The 24,567-nt window shown below is 40.6% G+C and carries 19 protein-coding genes; 7 read left to right on the top strand and 12 right to left on the bottom strand.

From position 1 onward, the window contains the following. Positions 1–32: 32 nt before the first annotated feature. The 3 genes from O6P32_RS11145 (at position 33) to O6P32_RS11135 (ending at position 6,590) form a co-directional block, all read left to right on the top strand. The gene (locus O6P32_RS11145; RefSeq protein WP_408636066.1) at positions 33–1,565 is read left to right on the top strand and encodes an arylsulfatase; all 1,533 of its coding nucleotides are present in this window, start codon (positions 33–35) and stop codon (positions 1,563–1,565) included. An 87-nt stretch (positions 1,566–1,652) separates the two neighbouring features. Beyond that, positions 1,653–3,218, top strand: a complete 1,566-nt coding sequence (locus O6P32_RS11140; protein ID WP_269878572.1) for a hypothetical protein — start codon at positions 1,653–1,655, stop codon at positions 3,216–3,218. 261 nt (positions 3,219–3,479) lie between these two features. Beyond that, a complete protein-coding gene (locus tag O6P32_RS11135; RefSeq protein ID WP_269878570.1) occupies positions 3,480–6,590 on the top strand; it encodes a glycoside hydrolase family 2 TIM barrel-domain containing protein in 3,111 nt (1,036 codons plus the stop codon). A gap of 123 nt (positions 6,591–6,713) precedes the next feature. Here O6P32_RS11135 and O6P32_RS11130 read toward each other — a convergent pair whose 3' ends face one another. Continuing rightward, on the bottom strand, positions 6,714–7,610 hold the full coding sequence (locus tag O6P32_RS11130; protein ID WP_269878569.1) for an AraC family transcriptional regulator: 897 nt from the start codon (positions 7,608–7,610) through the stop codon (positions 6,714–6,716). A 102-nt stretch (positions 7,611–7,712) separates the two neighbouring features. On the opposite strand from O6P32_RS11130, the gene O6P32_RS11125 reads away from it, so the two are divergent. Genes O6P32_RS11125 through O6P32_RS11110 form a run of 4 tightly spaced genes read left to right on the top strand, consistent with a single transcriptional unit; the run spans position 7,713 to position 14,096 of the window. Beyond that, positions 7,713–9,461 carry a class I mannose-6-phosphate isomerase gene (locus tag O6P32_RS11125; protein ID WP_269878568.1) on the top strand — a complete coding sequence of 583 codons (1,749 nt, stop codon included), beginning with the start codon at positions 7,713–7,715 and terminating at the stop codon, positions 9,459–9,461. Positions 9,462–9,465: 4 nt separating this feature from the next. Then, positions 9,466–10,566 carry an ROK family protein gene (locus tag O6P32_RS11120; protein ID WP_269878566.1) on the top strand — a complete coding sequence of 367 codons (1,101 nt, stop codon included), beginning with the start codon at positions 9,466–9,468 and terminating at the stop codon, positions 10,564–10,566. A gap of 3 nt (positions 10,567–10,569) precedes the next feature. Further along, positions 10,570–12,927: a GH92 family glycosyl hydrolase gene (locus O6P32_RS11115; RefSeq protein ID WP_269878565.1), complete on the top strand. Its 2,358-nt coding sequence runs from the start codon at positions 10,570–10,572 to the stop codon at positions 12,925–12,927. A gap of 14 nt (positions 12,928–12,941) precedes the next feature. After that, positions 12,942–14,096 (top strand): MFS transporter, encoded by a 1,155-nt coding sequence (locus O6P32_RS11110; protein ID WP_269878564.1) that lies wholly within the window; start codon positions 12,942–12,944, stop codon positions 14,094–14,096. A 230-nt stretch (positions 14,097–14,326) separates the two neighbouring features. Here the strand turns inward: O6P32_RS11110 and tyrS are convergent, their stop codons facing one another. The 11 genes from tyrS to O6P32_RS11060 form a co-directional block, all read right to left on the bottom strand. After that, positions 14,327–15,619: a tyrosine--tRNA ligase gene (gene tyrS / locus O6P32_RS11105; RefSeq protein WP_178267157.1), complete on the bottom strand. Its 1,293-nt coding sequence runs from the start codon at positions 15,617–15,619 to the stop codon at positions 14,327–14,329. A gap of 81 nt (positions 15,620–15,700) precedes the next feature. Further along, entirely contained in the window at positions 15,701–16,369 is a 669-nt protein-coding gene (locus tag O6P32_RS11100; protein ID WP_269878562.1) for a TatD family hydrolase, read from the bottom strand. Further along, entirely contained in the window at positions 16,353–16,574 is a 222-nt protein-coding gene (gene yidD, locus O6P32_RS11095; RefSeq protein ID WP_178267158.1) for a membrane protein insertion efficiency factor YidD, read from the bottom strand. Before yidD ends, O6P32_RS11100 begins: the two co-directional genes overlap by 17 nt. Further along, a complete protein-coding gene (gene rnpA, locus O6P32_RS11090) occupies positions 16,571–16,966 on the bottom strand; it encodes a ribonuclease P protein component (protein ID WP_178267159.1) in 396 nt (131 codons plus the stop codon). Before rnpA ends, yidD begins: the two co-directional genes overlap by 4 nt. Before the next feature lie 122 nt (positions 16,967–17,088). Further along, positions 17,089–17,835 carry a uroporphyrinogen-III synthase gene (locus tag O6P32_RS11085; protein ID WP_178267160.1) on the bottom strand — a complete coding sequence of 249 codons (747 nt, stop codon included), beginning with the start codon at positions 17,833–17,835 and terminating at the stop codon, positions 17,089–17,091. 4 nt (positions 17,836–17,839) lie between these two features. Beyond that, complete coding sequence (locus O6P32_RS13645) at positions 17,840–18,511, bottom strand: DUF4271 domain-containing protein (RefSeq protein WP_405371376.1); 672 nt, start codon at positions 18,509–18,511, stop codon at positions 17,840–17,842. A gap of 20 nt (positions 18,512–18,531) precedes the next feature. After that, complete coding sequence (locus O6P32_RS11080; RefSeq protein WP_178267162.1) at positions 18,532–19,119, bottom strand: LOG family protein; 588 nt, start codon at positions 19,117–19,119, stop codon at positions 18,532–18,534. A 90-nt stretch (positions 19,120–19,209) separates the two neighbouring features. Next, the gene (gene metK, locus O6P32_RS11075; RefSeq protein ID WP_269878560.1) at positions 19,210–20,502 is read right to left on the bottom strand and encodes a methionine adenosyltransferase; all 1,293 of its coding nucleotides are present in this window, start codon (positions 20,500–20,502) and stop codon (positions 19,210–19,212) included. A 400-nt stretch (positions 20,503–20,902) separates the two neighbouring features. After that, entirely contained in the window at positions 20,903–22,357 is a 1,455-nt protein-coding gene (locus O6P32_RS11070; protein ID WP_269878559.1) for a DUF5074 domain-containing protein, read from the bottom strand. Positions 22,358–22,378: 21 nt separating this feature from the next. Continuing rightward, complete coding sequence (locus O6P32_RS11065) at positions 22,379–23,377, bottom strand: PKD domain-containing protein (protein ID WP_408636068.1); 999 nt, start codon at positions 23,375–23,377, stop codon at positions 22,379–22,381. Between the two features lie 77 nt (positions 23,378–23,454). Then, positions 23,455–24,558 (bottom strand): DUF5074 domain-containing protein, encoded by a 1,104-nt coding sequence (locus O6P32_RS11060; RefSeq protein ID WP_269878612.1) that lies wholly within the window; start codon positions 24,556–24,558, stop codon positions 23,455–23,457. Between the last annotated feature and the right edge of the window lie 9 nt (positions 24,559–24,567).

Here is a 24,567-nt window from a genome sequence, read left to right as displayed (position 1 = left end):
TATTTGTTTGTTAATATGCTTAAATCTATCGTATGATGTGGAATTATCGTTCTTTATTTGTAAGTGCAGGTGTTTTGGCTGCTGCATCCCCAGGTATTCACGCAGCCGACAAACCTTCTAAGCCCAATATTATTTTTATTCTTTGTGACGACATGGGCTATGGCGACTTAGGTTGCTATGGACAGAAGTATATTTCTACTCCTCACTTAGACCGTATGGCTCAGGAAGGTATGCGCTTTACACAAGCCTATGCCGGAAGTCCGGTGAGTGCTCCTTCGCGTGCTTCTCTGATGACAGGCCAACATTCCGGCCACGGACATATACGTGGAAACAGAGAATACTGGAAAGATGTACCTATGATGAAGTATGGCAATAACGATGAGTATACATTAGTGGGACAGGAACCGTACGATCCAGGACATATCATTTTGCCCGAAATCATGAAGAAAAACGGTTATACAACCGGTATGTTCGGCAAATGGGCTGGAGGATATGAAGGCTCCAGTTCTACTCCGGATAAACGTGGAATAGACGAGTATTATGGCTTTATTTGTCAGTTTCAGGCACATTTGTATTATCCCAACTTTCTGAACCGTTATAGCAGGTCGAAGGGAGATACAGCTACAATTCGGGTGGTGATGGATGAGAATATTCAGTATCCGATGTATGGTGACGAATATAAGAAACGTCCCCAATATTCGGCAGATATGATTCACCGGGAAGCCTTGGAATGGCTCGACAAGCAAGATGGTACACAGCCTTTTTATGGATTCTTTACCTATACACTTCCTCATGCAGAGTTGGCACAGCCTAATGATTCTATTTTGAAGCACTATAAGGAAAAATTCTTTGAAGACAAGACTTGGGGAGGAAGTGAAGGTTCTCGCTATAATCCGGTAGTACATACACATGCCGAGTTTGCTGGTATGATTACACGTCTTGACGCATATGTAGGAGAGATTTTGGCAAAGCTGAAAGAAAAGGGTTTGGACGAGAATACTCTGGTTATATTCAGTAGCGATAACGGACCTCACGAAGAAGGAGGAGCCGATCCGGAATTCTTTGGAAGAGACGGAAAGTTGCGTGGACTGAAGCGACAGTGTCATGAAGGAGGAATTCGCGTACCATTTATTGTGCGATGGCCGGGACATGTTCCGGCAGGTGTAGTCAATGATCATCAGTTGGCTTTTTACGATGTAATGCCTACCTTCTGCGAACTGATAGGTGATAAAAAATTCCCTAAAAAATATCTGAATAAGAAGTTAGAAGGTGATTGTTTCGACGGTATTTCTTTCGCTCCTACTCTGCTGGGAAACAATAATAACCAGAAACAGCACGATTTTCTGTATTGGGAATTTCATGAAACAGACCAGATTGGAGTACGTATGGGCGACTGGAAACTGGTGGTGAAGCAAGGTACTCCTTATCTGTATAATTTGGCTGAGGATATCCATGAAGACCATGATGTGGCAGCACAACATCCTGATTTGGTAGAACGTATGAAGGATATTATTCGTCGGGAACATCGTCCTAATGATTTATTCCCAGTCACTTTACCTCAATAAACCTAAGTTATAACTGATACAGTTTGGAGGTGGTACATATCTGTTTTAACCTTCTCCCGACTGTATCTATTTTTAATCTAATTACTTATGAAATATTCTATATTGCTTCTTTTGTGGCTTTGGGGAAGTATTACGACCTTGTATGCCCAGTGTGATACTGTATCGGTAGGTGTGAAATCGGATGGAACGGAACTGAAGGCAGCAGCTTTTTCTTTCCATCGCTATATCGAATCGTTTACTCTTTCGCCTGATGGGAAGAAGTTGCTGATTACTTCTCCCGATTGGGACAAGTATCCGAAATCGCTCAAAAATAAAGGGCAGTTTGCTTTGTATAATTTGCATACCATGCGGAAAGAGTGGGAGTGGGAAATGGATTTTCCTTATACCAAGGTAAGCTATACCCGGTGGGGTATTTTGAAAAATAGATTTGCCAAACTTTCCCTGATTGATACTGTAACTATGGAACCATTGTGGAAGTTGACATTGTCTCCTGCATACCTTGATGATTCACTGGGTATTGTATTGGGATATGGTAATAACCAGAAAAAGCTCAAGGCTATACAGATGAAAGATGGGAAATTGCTTTGGGAGGCTAAGATTGGGCATAAATATGGGTGGACTCAGTTTTATCCGCTTACACCGGAAGAGGTCTTGATTGTAGGTGATCGGGTGGAGCGACTGAATCTACTGACAGGCCAACACTCTACTTATGAAGCAAAAACCGGAATTATAGACAAGAAAATGATTGCAGGCATGGTGATGCTGGGAGTTGTAGCCGGGGCTATGGGAGCTATGGCTGGGGCTATGGTAGCTCCTGGAGGTTCGGTAGTGGTTCCCTATTGTTTTCCTGTACCCAGTGCAGAAGTTATCTCGGGAATGACTTCGAATGTAATACAGACTGATTCATGTTTCTACTTAGCCGACCGGAATAAAGTGGCGTGTCTGGATTTGCAGTTGACTCCAAAATGGGAATGTGAATTGCCGGATAAGGCAGCTTCTTCATATTTGAGAATGGAAGACGATGTCTTGCATTTGGTTAATACTGGATATGGTGTAAAAGGTGGAATCAATAAGGTTAAGGTCGGGAAAGCGTTTGTGGCGGGATTTCGAGTATCGACCGGAGAACAACTGTATTGGAACTATCTCCCTGAAAAGGAAGACCGGATTATAGAGTGTGCATATGCAGAAGATAAAACATATATGCTGATGCCCGAGGGGCTGGCTTATCGGAATGTAGGAGATTCTGTGCTGAATGTGGCACGGTGGGATACCGAGAAACGTGGAAAGCTGGAAGGAATGATTAATTATACGGTATATGAATGTGATTCATTGTCGGGTGGTTTTCTGCCAGTAGAGTATAATGAAACTCGCTTACCTGTCTTTACAGAGCAGGGACGTCTATATGTGGTAGACAAAAACTTGTGTGTATACCACGAATACGGAGCCGAATCGCTTTATTTCCCTTGTGCGGATATGGGTGACTACGTATGCATCTACAATAAGGATGATTTTAGACTGATTCATAAACTGGGTATGCCGATTTCCTCTCTGTCGGTAGGATGGAAGCAGGGTATGATGACTGATACACAGCTTATTCTACTTGACAATCAGAATCGTTTACTGTTTATTGACAAGAAAGATTTACTGGAATAAACATCATTACACGGGTAGCTAAGTATTGAAGTATTTTCTCGTATTCTTGAGATTATCTTTAGGTAGATACACTTTGGGATATCAATAGAGATAAGTGTGGTAAATTGGAATAATCTACTAGTAATTTATTCCATACTTCTTGTAGTTTATACGAGTAGGAATGGCATAAATATTGAATCTAATTATAATTAAAGAAAAGACTATGTAAAGGGAAATCATTATTTTTGTGTGGAAATAATCTATTACTAACTTAAATTTATTATGAAAAGACAAATTCTATTAGGCATCTGGGGAGCTTGTGCACTTGTATCCCATGCACAGACATTTAAGGAATGGCAAGATCCGGAGGTGAATGCGGTAAATCGTGCACCCATGCACACTAACTTTTTTGCATATGAAAACACTGAATTGGCTACTGAAGGCTTAAAAGAGAAATCAGATAATTTTATGACATTGAACGGACTCTGGAAGTTCTTTTGGGTAAAGAATGCAGATGCTCGTCCTACTGATTTCTGGAAAGTAGATTTTAATGATAAGGGATGGGACCAGCTACAGGTACCAGCTGTATGGGAATTGAACGGATATGGAGATCCTATTTATGTAAATATAGGATATGCCTGGCGAAATCAGTATACTAATAATCCACCTTATGTGCCGGTAGAAGGCAATCATGTGGGATCTTATCGCCGGGAGATTACAGTACCTGCAGATTGGAAAGGAAAGGAAATTATGGCCCATTTCGGAGCGGTAAGTTCGAATATGTATTTGTGGGTAAACGGAAAATATGTTGGTTACAGTGAAGATAGCAAACTGGAGGCCGAGTTTAATCTGACTCCGTATCTGAAACCGGGACAGAAAAATGTTATAGCCTTTCAAGTATTTCGTTGGTGTGATGGAAGTTATTTGGAAGATCAGGATTTTTTCCGCTATACTGGTGTAGCACGCGATTGCTATTTGTATGCACGAAACAAGAATCATATTGAAGATATTAGGGTTACTCCCGATTTGGATAGTGAATACAAGGATGGTTCATTGGATGTTCGTTTACAGTTGAGAGGTAATTCTGATGTTACATTAGAACTTCTGGATGCAGAGAATAAAGTAGTAGCTACAGCATATACCAAAGGTGCTGGTAAACTTGCTGCTACCATCGGTTTGAAAAATCCACATAAATGGACTGCAGAAACACCTTATCTGTATACACTGCGTGCTACCTTGAAAAATGGAAATACAATCAATGAAGTGGTTCCTGTAAAAGTAGGTTTCCGCAAAATAGAGATGAAAAATGCACAGTTGCTGGTAAATGGTCAGCCTATTCTTATTAAAGGTGCAGATCGTCATGAGATGGATCCGGATGAAGGATATCATGTTTCTCGTGAGCGTATGATTCAGGATATACAGATTATGAAGATGTTCAATTTGAATGCAGTACGTACCTGTCACTATCCGGATGATAATTTTTGGTATGATTTGTGTGATAAATACGGTATTTATGTAGTTGCTGAGGCGAATATAGAATCACACGGAATGGGATATGACGAGTTGACATTAGCCAAGAATCCTTCTTATAAAAAAGCACATCTGGAACGTAATCAGCGTAATGTACAGCGTGGTTTCAATCATCCAAGTATTATTTTCTGGTCATTGGGTAATGAAGCTGGATATGGCCCGAATTTTGAAACTGCTTACGATTGGATTAAGGCTGAAGATCCGAGCCGTATGGTACAATATGAACAGGCTGGTACCTCGGGAAAGACTGATATCTATTGTCCGATGTATGCTCGTTATAAATGGTGTGAAGAATATGCAACAGATAATCAGTATCAGAAGCCGTTGATTCAGTGTGAATATGCTCATGCTATGGGTAACTCTCAGGGAGGATTTAAGGAGTATTGGGATTTGTTTCGTAAGTATCCGAAGTTGCAGGGAGGATTTATCTGGGACTTCGTGGATCAGTCGTGTCGATGGACTGGTAAAAACGGAAAGATGATTTATGCATATGGAGGTGATTTCAACCGTTTTGATGCAAGCGACAATAATTTCTGTGATAATGGATTGATTAGTCCGGACCGTAAACCTAATCCGCATATGTATGAGGTGGGGTATTTTTATCAGAATATTTGGACTACCGCTCGCGATCTCTCGAAAGGAGAAATCAATGTGTACAATGAAAACTTTTTCCGTGATTTGTCTGCTTATGCCTTGGAATGGCAAGTGTTGAAAGACGGGCAAGTAATGCGTAGCGGAAGAGTGGAAGAACTGAAGGTCGCTCCGAGAACAACTTCTGTACTGAAACTTGACCTTGGACAGACTGATACAAAAGGGGAATGGTTGCTGAATGTGAAATATCTTCAGAAGAATCGGGAAGGATTGATACCTGCCGGTCATGTGGTCGCAAAAGCTCAGTTGGCTTTGACCGAATATCAGGTACCTTCTATGGAGTTGAAGAATGTTGAAGAAAGCAATCAAACTGTTGTTGTTCCTCGTATAAAGAATAAGAATCAAAATCGGATGGTGGTAGAAGGTACTCATTTCAATATCCAGTTTAACAAACAAAATGGATATATGGATAAGTATGAGGTGAATGGAGTGAATATGATAAAAGATGGAGAGGCATTGACACCAAATTTTTGGCGTGCTCCGACTGATAATGATTTTGGAGCCATGCTTCAGCAGAAATATGTAGCATGGAAAAATCCAGGTATGAAACTGTTGTCTTTGAAAGGAGAAATGAAAGAAGGTATAGCTGTAGTTTCTGCTGAGTATGAAATGGAAAAAGTTTCTGCTGAATTACAGTTGACTTATTTCATTAATAATAAGGGTGCGGTAAAAGTGGTACAGAAAATGACAGCAGACAAAAATGCTGAAGTTTCCAATTTATTCCGTTTTGGTATGCAATTGGTGATGCCTAAAGCGTTCGATAAAATTGCTTATTATGGACGTGGTCCGGTAGAGAATTATGTAGACCGTAAGAGTAGTGCCGATTTAGGTATCTATAATCAATTGGTAAAAGATCAGTTCTATGCTTATATCCGTCCACAGGAAAATGGAACGAAGTCGGATATACGTTGGTGGAGACAGACGAATGCTGCGGGTAACGGATTATGCTTCGTGTCCGAAGCTCCTTTCTCTGCATCGGCTCTACATTATACTATTGATTCATTGGATTCCGGTTGGGTAAAAGAACAGAAACATTCCAATGAGGTGGAAGAGGCTGATTTGGTGAACCTACTGATTGATAAAGCTCAGATGGGACTGGGATGTGTAGACAGTTGGGGAGAATTGCCAAGAGAAGAGTATAGATTGCCTTATGGTGATTATGAATTTACTTTCATTATGACACCGGTTACTCATCAGATTGTAATTAAGTAAGCTGTGTTGTTCTAAGGGATAGATTGTGTAGAGAGAGTCTTTTATATTCTCTTTACCAAAGAGAAAAATCCCAGAGTCTCTTAAAGAGTACTCTGGGATTCTTTTTTATATTTGATAACTGCTTTATTTCCGGTTTGTTTCTTTCTTGCGGTATTCCGAAGGAGATATTCCCATTACTTTGGTAAATACTCGTGAGAAATAGGCGGTTTCTTCAAATCCTAGTTGAATAGCCACTTCGTTTATTTTCATATCGGTCAGTTCAATGTATTGGCAGGCTTTCTGTATCTTTAGGCAGATGAAGTAATTGATTGGTGATACTCCCGTTTCTTTCTGAAACAATGCAGAAAAGTGTGAGGGAGAGTATTTGAAGTTACTGGCCAACTGCTTGAGGGTCATATTATGATGTATATTTTCCTGCATATAATGAATAGCTTTAGAAGCCAGTGAACTGTCTTTGTTACCTGCAGCTACATTGATATACCGATAAGGTTCCAGATAAATGAAAGAGCCTAAGAAACGGTATAGACTGAGGGAAGTATATACCATGTATTCTTTGATATATCCCATGGAGAAACATTGATAGATCTCTTCGAATAGGTCTAAACGTTCTTGCATTCTTGAAGAATTTCCAGGCTGAATGGGCTGAGGATTGGGAAAAGAGGGAAGAAAGTTTGCGCATAATTTTCCACGGAAATGAATCCAATAGATAGTCCATGGATTATCATTATTAGCCCCGAATGCATAAGGGCTTCCGGGAGGAATAATGATATATTCATTTTGTTTTACTGTATAGGTCTTTCCATGTATCTGATACCATCCTTCTCCGGCAGTACAGTAAATCAGCATGGCATAATCACATCCGTTATTTTTCTGAATATAATGATATTTCACGTGCGGGAAGAAACCTATCCTTCTAAGATATAAGTTTCCTATCAGAGGATCTTTACTGTAAGTAGACAGCAAATCTTCTGGCAGGGAAAGTACACGTTCGCCTCTGAATCCTTCTTTTATTTTCATCACTATCTAAAATAGTAAGATTGTACAATCAATTCACAACAAAGGTAAGGAATGTTCCGTAAGAATTGCTGTACTTTTGTCTAAAATTTAAAATATATAGTTGTCATGAGAGCAAGTAATTACGATAAACATCCTTTTACCGCAGTAAACGGTAATTTGTGGAAAGGATGGGAGAATATTAGTGAAGAACTGATGCATTGTATCCAGCAGAAAGCACAGCAGGGTACTTGTGTATGTGTGGTAGAATGTTACCATGGAGTTCATCACGAAGAATTGGAAGCTGGATTTGCTTTGCTGAAACCGGCTTTGACTATTCACACAAAAGATTTGTTTAAATCGGAAGAAGAATTGAAGCCGATGTTGCAGCCGAATATTACAGACGACTGTTTGTTTGGTTTCCGTGCTCATTTCTCGTATGCCGACTTTTTGGATCAGGATAAGGTAAAGGCTGCACAAAAACAGGTTGCTGATGCAAAAGGTTTAGTGTTGGTATATGGACATGGTGCGGCTACTGTATGTCCGGCTGATGTTTTGGTATATGCCGATATGCCTCGTTGGGAAATCCAGTTGCGTGCACGTCGTCATGAAATTAACGGTTTGGGTGTACATAATAGTGAAGAAGCTCCTTCTTATCAATACAAGAGAGGTTATTTTGTAGACTGGATAGTTTGTGACAACTTGAAAAAGACTTTGTTGCCGGTAGCCGACTATTGGTTGGATACAACTATCAGCGGACAACCTAAGATGATTGAAGGAGAAACTTTGCGTAAAGGTCTTGAAAAAACAGCACATCGTCCGTTCCGTGTAGTACCATTCTTCGATCCGGCACCTTGGGGTGGACAGTGGATGAAGGAAGTGTGCGATTTGGATCGTTCGAGAGCAAATTTCGGATGGTGTTTCGACTGTGTTCCTGAGGAAAACAGCTTGAATCTTCAGGTACAAGGTGAATTGTTTGAAATGCCTGCAAACAACTTGGTATTCTATCAGACAAGAAATCTGTTGGGTGGACCGGTAGAAGCTCGCTTTGGTCAGGACTTCCCTATCCGTTTCGACTTCCTCGATACGATGCAGGGAGGCAACTTGAGTTTGCAGGTACATCCTACTACACAATATATCCGTGATACATTCGGTATCTACTATACTCAGGACGAAAGTTACTATTTGTTGGATGCAGAAGAAGGTGCTACTGTATTCCTCGGCTTGAAGACAGGTGTAAATCCGGATGAAATGATTGATGCTTTGAATGAATCGCAGCAGACAGGAAAAGCTTTTGATGCAAATAAATATGTAAATCAGTGGCCGGCTAAGAAACATGACCATTATTTGATTCCTGGTGGTACTATTCACTGCTCTGGAGCAGGTGCAATGGTATTGGAAATCAGTTCTACTCCGAATATCTTTACATTTAAGTTGTGGGACTGGGGCCGTTTGGGATTGGATGGTCGTCCTCGTCCTATCAATATTGGTCATGGTTCAAAAGTAATTCAGTGGGAACGTCAGACAGAATTTACTCGCGAACACCTTATCAACCATGTAGAACCGATGGGTTCTGGAGAAGGCTGGAGAGAAGAACGTACAGGTTTGCATGAAAATGAATTTATCGAAACACGCAGACACTGGTTTACTGGTAAAGTTGCTCATCATACAAATGGCGGTGTGAATGTATTGAACGTAATCGAAGGCGAAGAATTGATTGTAGAAAGTCCGACAAATGCATTCGAACCATTTGTAGTACATTATGCTGAAACATTTATTATACCGGCTTCGGTAGGTGAATATACTATCCGCCCTTACGGTACTTCAGAAGGTAAGGAATGTGGTACCATCAAGGCATTTGTACGCTTTAATGCATAAGATTATGAAGACGGAAAAACGAATTGTAATGACATTGGATGCAGGGGGAACCAATCTGGTTTTCTCTGCCATTCAGGACGGAAAGGAGATAGTCTCCCCTATTACATATCCGTCGGAGGTGGATGACATTCAGATATGTCTTCAAACTCTGTTGAAAGGTTTTGAGGAAGTAAAGGCTTTGCTTTCCGAATCTCCTGTTGCTATCAGTTTTGCCTTTCCCGGTCCGGCAGATTATCGTGCTGGTATTATCGGAAATCTGCCTAACTTCCCGGCTTTCCGTGGAAAGGGAGTTCCCTTGGGTCCTTTTTTGTCGGAGCATTTCGGTATTCCTGTGTTCATTAATAATGACGGTAATCTTTTTGCATATGGAGAGGCTTTGGCTGGAGCATTGCCGGAAGTGAACGCATTGCTGGAAAAGGCAGGTAACTCGAAACGCTATCATAATCTTATCGGTATTACGTTTGGTACCGGATTCGGATGTGGAATTGTTATTAACCAGGAATTATTGTTTGGAGACAATCAGACTGGTGGACACATCTGGTGCTTGCGTAATAAGAAGTATCCTTCGTACATCGTAGAAGAAAGTGTAAGCAAACGGGCTGTTCCCAGAGTATATAATGAATTATCTGGTAATACTTCTGAATTGACCCCTAAAGATGTATTTGATATTGCCGAAGGGGTATGTCCTGGTAACAGAGAAGCAGCTATAGCAGCTTTCTCTGAGTTGGGAACCATGGCTGGTGATGCCATTGCTACAGCTTTGTCACTGATAGACGGGCTGGTCGTGATAGGGGGAGGACTGGCTGGTGCAGCGAAGTATATTCTGCCGGCACTGATGGACGAATTGAAAGGAAAAATCAGTATGAAAGACGGTACAGAGTTTAATAGACTTTCATCAATTCCGTATTGTCTGGAGAATCCGAATGAATTGGAAGCTTTTCTTCAAAGCGATTCTTATGAACTTGATATACCGGGTACAGATAAGAAAATACGTTGCTGCTTCGATAAGAAGATTGGTGTACTTTTGTCTCATGTGGGCGCAAATCGTGCTATTGCTTTAGGAGCATATTGGTATGCATTGAATGAGTTGGATAAAAATAAATAGAATATGAAGAAATATATACAGACATTGTCGGTCGCATTACTTGCTTTGGGTGGCGTAGCTTGTAGTACAAGCAAAGAGCAGGTAGCTTCTCAGGAAGAATTATCGCAATATGTAGAGCCGCGTATCGGTACGGCTCATTGCCGTTGGTTTCATTTTGCACCAGGTGCAATGCCTTTTGGTATGGCTAAACCGGGACCTTCTACCAATGGCTCTTTAGGAAATGCTTCCGGATGGGAAGCAACGGGATACGATTATCGTGATACTTCTATTGAAGGTTTTCCATGCTTACATGAATTCCAAGTAGGAGGAATCGTTTTGATGCCTACTCAAGGTGAGTTGAAAACAATACCGGGACTACCTACCGATAGTGTAAAGAAGGGATATCGTTCGGCATTCGACCGTAATACAGAAGTTGTACAGCCTGGATATTATTCTGTACTACTGAAAGATTATCAGATTAAGGCAGAGGTTACTGCAACTCCTCGTGTCGCTTTTCAACGTTTTTCTTTCTCGAAAGGTGGAGAAAATCATATTTTGTTTGATATAGGTAACCGTCAGGGAGAGAGTGGAGCAGCAGTAGATGCTTCTGTCGTTTATACCGAAGACGGCAGGATAGAGGGATGGGTAATAACTGAACCCGAATATGTAAAGAAATATCAGCCGGGAGCACAAGTGCCATTGTATTTTTCTGCTGTAGTAGACAAACAGCCTGATGGTTTTGGTGTATTCAATGGTGATAATGTAAAACAGGGAGTACGTGAAACAAAAGGTGTAGGCGCTGGTGTTTATCTCACTTATCAGGTAAAAGATTCTGTACAAGTGACTGCAAAAGTGGGTTTGTCGTATACTTCTGTAGAAAATGCACGAATCAACTTGCAGAAAGAAGCTGAAAATCTGTCGTTCGACGAAGTAAAAGAACAGTCACACCAAACATGGGAAAACTACTTAGGACGAGTACGTGTGGAAACAGCCGATAAGAACAATAAAATTAAGTTCTATACCGGTCTGTACCATGCGTTGCTGGGAAGAGGACTGGTGAACGATGTGAATGGTGCTTATCCGCATCACAATGGCTCTATTGGTCAGCTTCCAATGGAAGGAGACAAGCCTGTACACAATGTGTATAATACCGATGCTATTTGGGGAGGTCAGTGGAATTTGGCTCAGATTTGGGCATTGGCTTATCCGGAATACCTTTCCGATTATATCAGTAGTCATTTGCAGGCTTACAAAGATGCAGGATGGCTGGCCGATGGCTTAGCCAATAACCGTTATGTATCAGGAGTAGGTACTAATCTGTTGAGTACGGTAATTGCGGGAGCTTATCAATGCGGTATACGTGATTTTGATACAAAACTGGCTTATGAAGCTTGCTTGAAGAACGAACTGGATGGAAAGAACCGTCCTTTAGGAGCTGGAAAAGTCGATACAGAGATGTTTGTAAAATATGGCTATGTTCCTCATCTGGATGAAGGAAATGGCCCCGATGAGGCGTTTATGTTCTCTGCTTCTCATACATTGGAGTATTCGTACAGTGCTTGGGCGGTAGCTCAATGGGCAAAAGAAAATGGAGATGAGAAGAATTATAATGAATTGATGCGTTTGTCTAAGGGTTGGGAAAGACTTTATGATGCTTCTACAAACTTTATCCGCCCGAAGAAGGCTGATGGTCAGTTTATAGAACCTTTCGACCCGATGCAGGTTTGGAGAGGATTCCAGGAAGGAAATGCATGGCAGTATACTTTCTATGTACCTCATGATACAAAGTCTTTGGTCGAAAAAGTGGGAGCTGATGTGTTTACTGCTCGTTTGGACAGTATCTTTACTCAGTCGCAGAAGAAGATATTTAGTGGTGGTACTGAGGTAGGAGCCTTTGCCGGACTTCAGACGCTTTATAATCAGGGTAACCAGCCTTGTCTGCATATTTCATGGTTGTTCAATGAAGCTGGTCGTCCGTCGCTCACTCAGAAATGGGTTCGTGCTATCTTGAACGAGTTCTATGGAACAGAAGGTATTCACGGCTATGGATATGGTCAGGATGAGGATCAAGGTCAGTTGGGAGCTTGGTACGTGATTTCTTCAATGGGACTTTTTGATGTAAAAGGATTGACAGATTCTGAACCCTCTGTTGGTTTGGGAGCTCCTTTGTTCGATAAGATTACCATTCAATTAAATAATCAATACTACAAAGGTAAGGAATTTGTCATTGAGGTGAAGAACAATACAGCAGAAAATCCTTATGTACAGCAATATACATTAAATGGAGAAGCGTTGCATGAAACGCGTATACCGTTCTCTGCACTGACAGAAGGAGGATATTTACAGATAGAAATGGGCAGTCAGCCTAAAGATCAATATTAAATAATGACATTACTATGAAAACGCCTATATACGTATCTAAGAATACGTTATTTCCCATCTTATTTGGCTTTTTTGTGATGGGATTTGTGGATGTGGTAGGGATTGCAGCAAACTATGTAAAGAAGGACTTTGTTCTGTCGGAAACATTAACCAATTTGTTGCCGATGATGGTATTCTTCTGGTTTGCTGTCTTCTCTATCCCAGCCGGAGTGATGATGAGTAAGATTGGTAAGAAAAATACAGTGGCTACAGCTATGCTGATAACCATTGTAGCAATGATCTTGCCGATGTGTAGTTACAGTTTTCCTGTAGTTTTGTTTGCCTTTGCCTTGTTGGGCATTGGTAATACAATTCTGCAGGTTACCTTAAACCCTATGGTGGCTGGACTGATTTCGGGGAATGCATTGGCCAGTGTGCTTACATTGGGACAATTTTTGAAAGCAGTTTCTTCTTTCCTTGGTCCGCTTATCGCCGGAGGAGCAGCTTCTTTATGGGGAGATTGGAAACTGATATTTCCCGTATATGCCATTGTTACATTGATTTCAATGCTTTGGTTGTTGGGATGTGTACACGAAAATGCATCAAAAGAGGTACATGTAACCAGTTTTTCTTCAGCTATCGGATTATTTAAAGACCGTTATATCCTGATGTTGTTCCTAGGTATTTTATTCGTAGTCGGAATTGATGTGGGACTGAATACTACTATCCCTAAACTGTTGATGGAACGTGTTGGCTTGTCTTTGGATGAGGCTGGATTGGGTACTAGTCTTTACTTTTCTGCCCGTACTATCGGTACATTTGTCGGAACTTTCCTTTTGGTAAGAATTTCTTCCGGTACTTTCCTTAAGCTTAGCATGCTGCTTAGTATTCCGGTATTTATTGGATTGCTATCATTTCAGTCTTTATGGTTGCTTTGTACAATGATTGTACTGGTAGGTTTGCTTTGTGCTAATGTATTTTCTATTCTGTTTTCTTGTGCCTTGCAACATAAACCAGAATACGATAGTGAAATCTCTGCTTTAATGATCATGGGCGTATCTGGTGGAGCACTGGTTCCATTGTTGATGGGAGTCGTTTCAGATGGATTTAGTCTGACAGCTGGAATGGCGGTATTATTGCTTTGTTTGCTTTATTTGGCACTGGTATCGTTCCGAATTAAGAAAGTATAAGGTAAAAGCTACGAAAGAATATAAATAGATATTTTTCTTTTGTGAGATAAAGGTTAATGAAGAATAGAGTGGTTATGCCGCTGTAGAAATACATCTATACGAATCGTATCGTTGTGTTTTTGCAGTGGCATCATTCTTTTTATTAATTGGATAGTATATGAAATAAAAATACCCCTCTGCAAATGTTTGACTTGCAAAGGGGTATTTATAAGATATAAACAGGTTTCTGTTTATTTAGCAATAATCAAGTAGTAGTTTTTCTTACCACGCTGAACGAGCAAATATTTCTCATCCAACAGATCTGCTGTGGTAATCATCTGATCGAAAGCAGTTAACTTTTCTTTGTTCAGTGATACGCCTCCACCTTGTGCCATTTTACGCATTTCACCTTTTGATGGGAAAATGTTGGTCTTTTCGGCAAACAAGTCTACAGCCTTGATACCAGCCTCGATGTCAGTCTTAGCTACTTCAAACTGAGGTACTCCTTCGAATACAGACAGCAGAGTGTCTTCATCCAGCTTTTTCAATGCTTCTGAAGTAGCATTACCGAACAAGATATTCGAAGCTTCTACCGCTGCATTGTAGTCTTCTTCAGAGTGTACCATGATAGTAACTTCTTTTGCCAGACGTTTCTGCAATGTACGCAAATGCGGAGCTTCTTTGTGTTCAGCAATCAATGCATCAATTTCTTCTTTGGTAAGAGAAGTAAAGATTTTGATATAGCGTTCTGCATCTTCGTCGCTTACATTCAGCCAGAACTGATAGAATTTATATGGAGAAGTATAGCGTGGATCCAGCCATACATTTCCCGACTCAGTTTTTCCGAACTTAGTTCCGTCTGCCTTTGTAATCAACGGGCAAGTCAATGCAAATACCTCTCCCCCGTTTGTACGACGGATCAGTTCGGCACCGGTAGTAATGTTTCCCCACTGGTCTGAACCACCCATCTGAAGTTTACAGTTCTTGGTTTCGTACAAATGCAGGAAGTCGTATCCTTGTAAAAGCTGATAAGTAAATTCGGTAAATGAAAGACCGTCGCGTGCTTCACCGTTCAAACGTTTCTGTACAGAGTCTTTTGCCATCATGTAGTTTACAGTGATGTGCTTTCCTACAGTACGGGCAAAATCGAGGAAGGTGAAATCTTTCATCCAGTCGTAGTTGTTGACCAATTCTGCACGGTTAGGAGCATCCGACTCGAAGTCGAGAAATTTGCTCAACTGTTTCTTGATACACTCCTGGTTGTGGCGCAGTGTTTCTTCGTTCAGCAGGTTACGTTCCTGTGATTTTCCTGAAGGGTCTCCAATCATACCTGTTGCACCGCCTACCAGAGCCAGCGGTTTGTGTCCGCAACGCTGGAAATGCTTCAGAATCATTACGCTTACCAAGTGGCCGATGTGCAATGAATCGGCTGTTGGGTCAATACCTACGTAAGCTGTAACCATTTCTTTTTCCAGTAACTCTTCTGTACCGGGCATCATGGTATGTACCATTCCGCGCCATCTTAATTCTTCTACAAAATTCATCGAATGATATTCTTTGGTTTAAATATTTGTTAGATTCTTGTAAAAGACAAAAGTACGACTCTTTCTCTGAATAACCAACTTTTATCGGCTAAAAAAGAGCTGGTTAATCGTTGTCTGAACCCTATCTTTGAGCTCTTCTTCAGCGGTATGGAGTAAAGATGCGGCTTCTTGATAAAGACTGTGTACGGACTGTTCATCTTCATCTGTTTCGATCAGAATTCGGTCGTTGGGGATACTTTGTAAGGCTTCGTGATTATACTTACTTCCGAAAGAAAGATAAAATCCTTGTCGGACAAGACTCTGTGCCAGTTCTCTTTTCCCTCTGAAACCATGGATAATCCACGCATTATGTGGGCAGTATTCTTTTTTTAATGCGATTAGTTCGTTTGTGGTTTTAACGGCATGTAGAATAAGTGGAAGCCGGTAATGTTCGGCTATGGAAATAATTTCACGGAATACCTTTAGCTGAAGTTCAAAGGGAGTTTGACACAATTTATCCAATCCGGCTTCGCCGATGGCAATAGTCCTTATGTCAGTTGCAGCCATGGTACGAACCCATTCCAATTGGTCTTTATAATCCGCCTCAGATACATACCACGGATGAATACCTGCCGATAGGAATACAGTTTCATTGGGTATTGGTGTGTTCCACATGGAACAGCTGAGAATAGCTGATGATGCAGAGGAAGGCAACCGGTGGGTATGGATATCGAGCAACATAGTCTGGTGATTATTACGGTACAGGGTCATATCCTGAGCCTCCCCATGGATGACAGCGCAGAAGACGGCGTATGGTGAGATATAATCCTTTTATCGGTCCGTGTTTCTGAAGTGCTTCAATGGCATACTGTGAACACGTTGGGGTGAACCGGCATGAAGGAGGCGTGAAAGGAGAAATACAGTTCCGGTAGAAATAAATGGGAAGTAAAAGCAGATACGTAATCAGTTTTCTCATGAGAAATGCTCTGTAGTAAGCGTCAGAAGTTTCTTTACTTTTGCTTCTACTTCATTGGAAGAATGAAGTTCATTATCCAACCAAATAAAGGCTATGATAGCCTTTTTGCCGGAAGCAGCCAGAGAGTCGGTCAGAATTTGCCGATGTTTGCGGTAGGCTTCCCTTATCTGACGTTTCACACGATTGCGTTTGACTGCCCGTTTAAAACGTTTTTTAGGTACGCTGATAAGAATAGACACAACTGGCAGATTTTCTTTTTCAACAGGCATATAGACAATACGTAGCGGAAAGGCAGGGAATGATTTTCCGCCACCGGAAAACAAACGTTCAATAAGAATCCGGCTGTTTAAACGTTCTGCTTTTCGTAAAGTCTGTTTTTCTGTTTCTGCCATGATGGGAATTATATAAAAATAGTCCTGAACATAATAACTGTCTACAAAGATAAACTTAAATTGCGTTTCTCAGCGCAGTTGCAGACTTTTTATTATGTTCAGGACAATGATATTCAAATGAATTACTTGTTATGCTCGCCAATGAACATGTCCAATGCTGCAGGCATAGAAGGTGCTACACTTGTAGGAGCTTCTAAGTCGAGACGTAATCCTGCATCTTTTACAGCTTTGGCTGTAGTAGGTCCAAAACTACCAATGGCAATGTCCTTCTGTTCAAAGTTCGGGAAATTCTTCATCAGCGACTGGATACCGGCCGGACTGAAGAATATCAGCATGTCATAGTCGAACTTTTCCTCAGGAGTAAAGTCGTTACTTACCGTACGGTACATAACGCCTTCTGTATGTTGTATTTTATGTTTGTCCAATAAGTCTTTTACTTCATCGTTGTGCACGTCAGACATTGGGATAAAATACTTTTCTGTGTTATGTTTGACGATTTGTGGTATCAAATCAGCAAACTTACCGGTTGCTCCAAAGAATACTTTACGTTTGCGATACTGTACGTATTTCTGTATGTACAATGCAATTGTTTCTGAAGTACAGAAGTATTTCATTGTCTCAGGAATTGTGACGCGCAACTCAGTACACAGATTGAAAAAATGATCAATAGCATGACGTGATGTAAATACGACTGCTGTATGATCTAAAATTGATATTTTTTGTTGTCTGAATTCTTTTGCCGACAGACTCTCAACTTTTATAAACGGACGGAAAACTATCTCCACGCCGTACTTCTCAGCAATGTCAAAATAGGGTGACTTTTCTGATGTGGGTTTAGGCTGAGAAACCAGAATTTTCTTTATCTTCAATTTTCTAAAAGTTTAAAAATAAAAAATGATTAGTATAATTTATTCCTTCCCATAACAAGAAAGAGGGTGCTAATTCGAGAGCGCAAAAGTACAGAATTAAATGTAGAATACCATGAATTTGTTTGAAAAAGTTTCTAATACACTTATAAAATAGCAATATTTTAGTAAAAATAAGAATAAATAGTATGAAAACTTTTGTTGTGGCAAAATTCAGGTCAAAATAAATAATCAATAGTACCACCGGAAATAATAATAGCCCTCCTAAAATTATTACGTCAAAATATGTTTCTATCCATGCCTTGTTTTGCTCTTTCTCGAAAAAAATCCAGTTAATGAAAGAATATAAGGCGTATTTCAGCAATATAAATAAAACGACCGTAAAAATGTAGATCGTCAAAAGAAGCCCATGTGGTATATGAGTGAAAAGATAGGAAGAGTGATCTGCAAAGTAATCATACAGGCATAATCCTCCTAAAATATAGGTGATGCAGTTTAAAACAATACTATGATGAAAGTATGCGTTTGCTACAATTGTTGTTTGATTGTTTTTCCGTCCTCCTTGAAATAATTTCTTGATTCTGAAGAGCAGATATTTCTTGCCGTCTTTCAGTACAAATGTACCGAGAAAAAAGCAAAGCAGTACAATGCAGGTGATAAACCAGTCTGCACGCAGCATGTAAGGTATGGGTTCTCCGTTCATATTGCTGCAAATTTACGAATATCTTTGCTCCACAAAGGAGTAGAGTATAATAAATTGAGGGCTTCTTGTGGAGTTGTAGCTACCTGCCAGATATGTCCATGTTCCCGGCGCATGAAATTTTCTTCTATAGCATGCTCCAGCATTTCAAGTAACGGATTGTAGAATCCGTTTATATTAAGAATGACAATCGGTTTCAAGTATAGTCCAAGTTGTTTCCAGGTAATGATTTCAAGCAATTCTTCCAGTGTTCCGCAACCTCCCGGCAGTGCAATGACACCGTCCGAAAGATCGGCCATGATTTTTTTGCGTTCGTGCATGCTTTCGGTCTCTATCAGTTTGGTAAGCCCTTTATGGTGCCATCCTTGTTCTACCATAAAATGAGGTATAACTCCCGTCACTGTTCCTCCGGCAGCCAGTGCGGCATCGCTGATACTACACATCAAGCCTAAACATCCGGCACCATTGATTAAATTGATACGCTGACGAGCAAGTAGTTTACCTAATTCTTGTGCTGCTTCAAAATAAATCGGAGCGATTTTAGTACTGGAAGCACTATAGACGCATACATTTTTTATATCATTCATAAACGAGGAATACAATACGGGAAATAAAAAATAAAGAATGAGAAATAAATTTATAACTCATTCTTTATTTTATTCTTTTATTGAAAAGGATTAGAGTCCAAAAGCTTGTTTAACTTTGTCTACGTAGTCAAGTTTTTCCCAAGTAAACAGTTCTACTTCTACTTCTTTGTTACCTTCGTAGGCAGATTCAAAGTATTTGGTTACAACTTTAGGTTCACGTCCCATGTGGCCGTATGCTGCAGTTTCGCTATAAATAGGATTACGCAGTTTCAGGCGCTCTTCGATGGCACGTGGGCGCATGTCGAATATTTCGTCAACTTTCTTGGCAATTTCACCGTCGGTCATAGCTACATTGCTGCGTCCGTATGTATTGACATAGATATTAATCGGACGAGCGACTCCGATAGCATATGAAACCTGTACCAATATTTCATCGGCTACTCCGGCAGCTACCAGGTTTTTGGCAATGTGACGTGCTGCATAAGCTGCACTACGGTCTACTTTGCTTGGATCTTTTCCAGAGAAAGCACCACCGCCATGAGCGCCGGCACCTCCGTAAGTGTCGACAATGATTTTACGTCCAGTCAGTCCGGTATCTCCATGTGGGCCACCGATTACGAATTTACCGGTTGGGTTTACGTGGTAAGTAATCTGGTCATTGAACAAAGTCAATACTTCCGGATTGTGAATTTCTGCAATGACACGAGGCATCAGGATTTCGATGACATCCTTGCGGATTTGTGCCAGCATTTCTTCGTCTGCTTTCAACTGTGCTTCTTTAGAGTCGTCGGCAGGCTGAACAAATTCGTCGTGCTGAGTAGAAACAACGATTGTATCGATACGAACCGGACGGCGATTGTCATCGTATTCAATGGTTACCTGGCTCTTTGCATCCGGACGAAGATAAGTCATAACCTTGCCTTCACGGCGGATTTCTGCCAGTACCATCAGTACTTTATGTGCCAAGTCGAGAGACAGTGGCATATAGTTTTCTGTTTCTTTGGTTGCGTAGCCAAACATCATTCCCTGGTCGCCTGCACCCTGATTCATCGGGTCTTCGCGTTCTACTCCTCGGTTGATGTCAGGACTCTGTTCGTGGATAGCCGAGAATACACCGCAAGAGTTTCCTTCGAACATGTATTCACTCTTGGTATATCCTATTTTGTTGATGACTTCGCGTGCTACACGTTGCAGGTCGATATACGCTTTGGTTTTCACTTCTCCTGCCAAAACTACCTGTCCGGTAGTAACCAATGTTTCGCAAGCTACTTTCGAGTTAGGATCGTAAGCCAGCAATTTGTCGAGTACGGCATCAGAAATCTGATCCGCTACTTTGTCAGGGTGTCCTTCAGACACAGATTCAGATGTGAATAAGTATCCCATGTTTTTAATAATTAAGTAATTAATGATTAATATTATCCGTGTACGGACAAGAGTAGAAGTGTTATCTGCAAGGAAGCACTATGTATTTTAGCATTTTTTTGCGTGGTTGCAAGCTACTCAAATCTTTCCACTTTTTCTTTTCGGCTGCAAAGATAGAGATATAAATTGGAATAATTACAATTTATGCTTTATTTTAACACATTTAACGTCGGTTTATTGTGGGGTGGTTTGTTGGAATATCCGTTTGGGGTAACAATTGGGTATCAGGTTAATAACACTCAGATTATGGATGTTTTAGTACTTCTTTTGTCTTTTGTTTATAGAGTATTTAAACTAAAAGATCCGTATAAATTGACTGGTATATCATTTATACGGATCTTTATTTACAAATAGATATTGATTATTGAACTTTGCTGTTTGCAGTAATAATAGCCTGGATTGTTTTGTTTATACGTACTCCGTTTGATATTACATCGATAGTACATGTAGTTTCCCCAGTCGTATTTCCTGCTGTAATCGTCAATATCCCATTTTCAAGGTTTATTTTGCTGAATAAATCTTCATTGGCAAATTCTACAGATTTTTGGATAGTAGATTGTATGTTATCGTAGTCTACAACTTTATCGTTGAGATTGATGGTTTTTGTTTCTCCTGGTGCTAATGATATCTGATTCAATAAAATTTGGGGCTTGTTGGCATCTTCGAAGAAAGGAATTGCCGGGAACCAATAATACCATTCTCCTTCTCCTGCTGTGCCGTTGTTTCCCTTTAGTCCGAAATGAGTAATTTCTTGTCCTTCATTATTGATTTTGTAAATCCAGTTATATAAATAACTGCTTCCCCATCCGTCATGACAAACCGTGAGAATCAGTTCGTCGGTAAGGGGATCTACACGTAATCCAGCTCCATAAAAACAAAGCTGCTGTCCTTCATCACTTATTCCCAACTTATAGAAATTAGTGTTAGCTGTATTTGTATCAATATTATATTGGACAATACTTTTGGAACCTCCAAACATACCGCCTCCACTTGCCCAGTAGAGTACATTTTTCTGTGTGCTTGCACAAAAACTTCCGGCATTCCAAGCGCCCCATACATTACTCATTTTTTGTCCATCAGGATAGTCTATCTCTGTAGTTTCCAATGTTTCAGGATTTATCTTCATCAGCTTGTCGGAACCGCCTCCCCATATTGTACCATCTTTACTTTGGGTAATTGAGTTGAAAGAACCTTCTATTGTATGGATTAACTGATCTGTATGAGCATCAATTACATATATCTTTCTGGAAGATACAGCAAATACTTTACCATTGGCATAACACATGTTTCCTATTTCCCCGGTTATTCCTTCTATGGCATTACCTGTTTTTAGTTGGGCAATATCAAATACTATGATACCGTTGCTTGTGCTGACGTAGCCTTTTTGATCATCTATTCCGATAAAATAACGTCCATCTCCCTGCAAATCTGTAATGGAAACTTTCTTTTTTAAGGTCGTAGCATCGGCTACCACCATGCGAGTACCTTGTTTGGATATGAGATAAATGCAGCCTCCCCATATCGTACCAAATTCGGTAGTTGTACCGAGTGTTTCTCCTTCGTTGGCATTGCGGTAAGCACGATAAGTGATGTCGTAATTATCTCCATTTTTCAGAAAATAATTGACTGTTCCCTCGTCATGTCCAAACCAGTCTTCATTGGCTACGAAAAATCCTTTTGCAGCCACTGGAGGAGTTGGCGTAGAGTCTTCAATTATATTACCCTCTTGAGTGGGATCATTAAGGTCATTACAAGAGGTACATATCAAAAGTGAGAGTAAAGCAATATTCCAAAGATTAATTGGTTTTGTTTTCATTTTATTGTGTTGTGATTAGTATTAATAAAGTGATCTGATTTCTTCTTTCAGCAAATGTAAATCCTCTACGCCTGATATTTCTGTAGAGCACTCTCCTATCCATCCATTTTCCTGGTTAATACCTGTATATATTTTTATGAAATCTACCCCAGGAAGATGAGCGGGATTTCCCTGTGCATCTACAGCCCAGTCAATGTCAATAGCTGCTTCTGTTTCTGTGTTCATTGCATTGTCAGCGTATCCATACTGAAATTTATATAATACAAAATAGTTGCCTTGGCCGCTTTCATCAATTCCGTTTTGTGGAAGGCAGGTTCCTTTGAAGGTAAGTTTATCGGCATTGACCCATTGTGGGAAATAAGGTTGGCTGTAAAACTGATTCATCACTTTATAACCACTGTTACCCTGATTGTCTTCCCATCGGATGTATTTTTCCTTCTCTTCCGGTGTTGTAGGTACTTTTTCCGGGCGATAATAGGTAATTTCATATCCTTTATACAGATGGACATCGTTTCCTGCATTTTGCGCCAGAGTGTACCAGGCTTCTCCCGAAGGATTTCGGTGAGCACTTCCGGCTATCTCGTACCATTCGTCTGCGTCCGGCTGTTTATTCCCATTTTTATCATAGGCAACCATGATGATGCCTGGTTCTGAGCTTCCTCCTATCGGGGCATCAGGGTTAGGGTTAGCAGCAGAGTAAAAGGCATTTCCCAATACTCGAAAATCGCATAGCCCGTCTTTGTTTTCAATGGTGTGATCGAATCCTACAGTCACATATCCTCCATATCCTCCCAAAGAAATCATTCCTTTCTTGTTATGACCGATGGCTTTTAAAACCTTCTGATTCATAGTCTCCTGAGTATCTCCTTCTTCGTATTCGGGCATGGTATTGGTCAGCTGTCCTACGGCTGGCATATAATCAAGAACCTGAGTAATATAGGGTGTACTTCCTGGAGGACAGACTTCAGGTTTTTCATTAGGGTCGTACTCGGAAGAGCAAGATATCATAGTTCCCGCCATCAGGCTACTTGCGGCTATAATTAACCAGGCTGAATGTTGTAACTTTGTTTTCATAAGATCTATTCTTTATTTAGTATTTAATTAAAATCTTGTGTCGTAAAGGCAAAATGTGCCGGAATATCTCCTGTACGAACTTTCCAGCGTAGCTTTCCTTCTTTGGAGAAACAATACAAGTATCCAGGTGTTACATAGTTGGTAGCATCGGATACAAAGATTTCTTTCGTTTCCGGATTAACAGCTATTCCGTAAGGAAGTTTGATTTCTTTTTCTGTGCCATCGGTAATGAAATTGCCCGGAATCAGTTCTTCTTTCTGAGTGTCGTATTGTGAAAATCCGATTGTATTACTTCCGGTTATGTAATTCCATTCGGTACTTATCATGTAGAGCTGGTCGTCGCAAAGGCACATTTCGTTGGCTGCCACTCCTAAGTTCCCGATAACCTTTTCTGTCTGGCTGTCGATTACGAAAACATCAGATCCTGTACCGTAATAGTCTCCTCTTGAGCTGACGTAGATACGTCCGAACTTGTCAATTTCCATGCGGTGCAGGTTGATGGCTACATCAATGGTATTGACTACCTGAAATGTATTCAAATCGACTACAGAAACTGTCCGGTCGTAATTGGGGAAACGGTATCCTCCGGAATTGGCCACATATAGTCTGCCGTTGTTGATTACCATTTCTTCCGGCTGGTATCCTACTACCACTTCCCGCGTAATTTGCAAGGTATTGACATCTACTTCTACCACTTTTCCCGGACGTGCATTAGGGTCAATTTGCACGGGACCTGCATATGAGCTGATATAAGCTTTTCCTTCATTAAAAGTGATGTATCGGCAGTTTGTGATATTAATGCTTCCGATATGCACCCCTGTGCGTACATCCATTACTTCTACAAAGTGTGAGCAGTTGATTACGGCAAAAAGTTTATTCCCGTAAATAGCAATGTCATTTCCTACATCGCCTAACTCCTTTACTACTCCGGGATTTCGCTCTGCATAAATGTTGCGGTGATAGCCTCCGGTATTATAGTCGAAGAAGTCGAGTGTACACTTGTTGCTTCCCATATTTCCTTCGTTCAATACATAGAGTCCTTTGATTGACTTCGGCAAAGTGGGATCGGTTACATATTCTATTTCAGATTCAATGACCGGCAGTTCTCCCCGGCATCCTGCAAGCATGAAGCCGAT

Origin of the sequence: Phocaeicola acetigenes, assembly GCF_027529745.1 — a bacterium.
In the GTDB taxonomy this organism is placed as follows: domain Bacteria; phylum Bacteroidota; class Bacteroidia; order Bacteroidales; family Bacteroidaceae; genus Phocaeicola; species Phocaeicola acetigenes.
The sequence above is the reverse complement of the archived record's forward strand: the minus strand, read 5'-3'. Positions and strand labels throughout refer to the sequence as shown.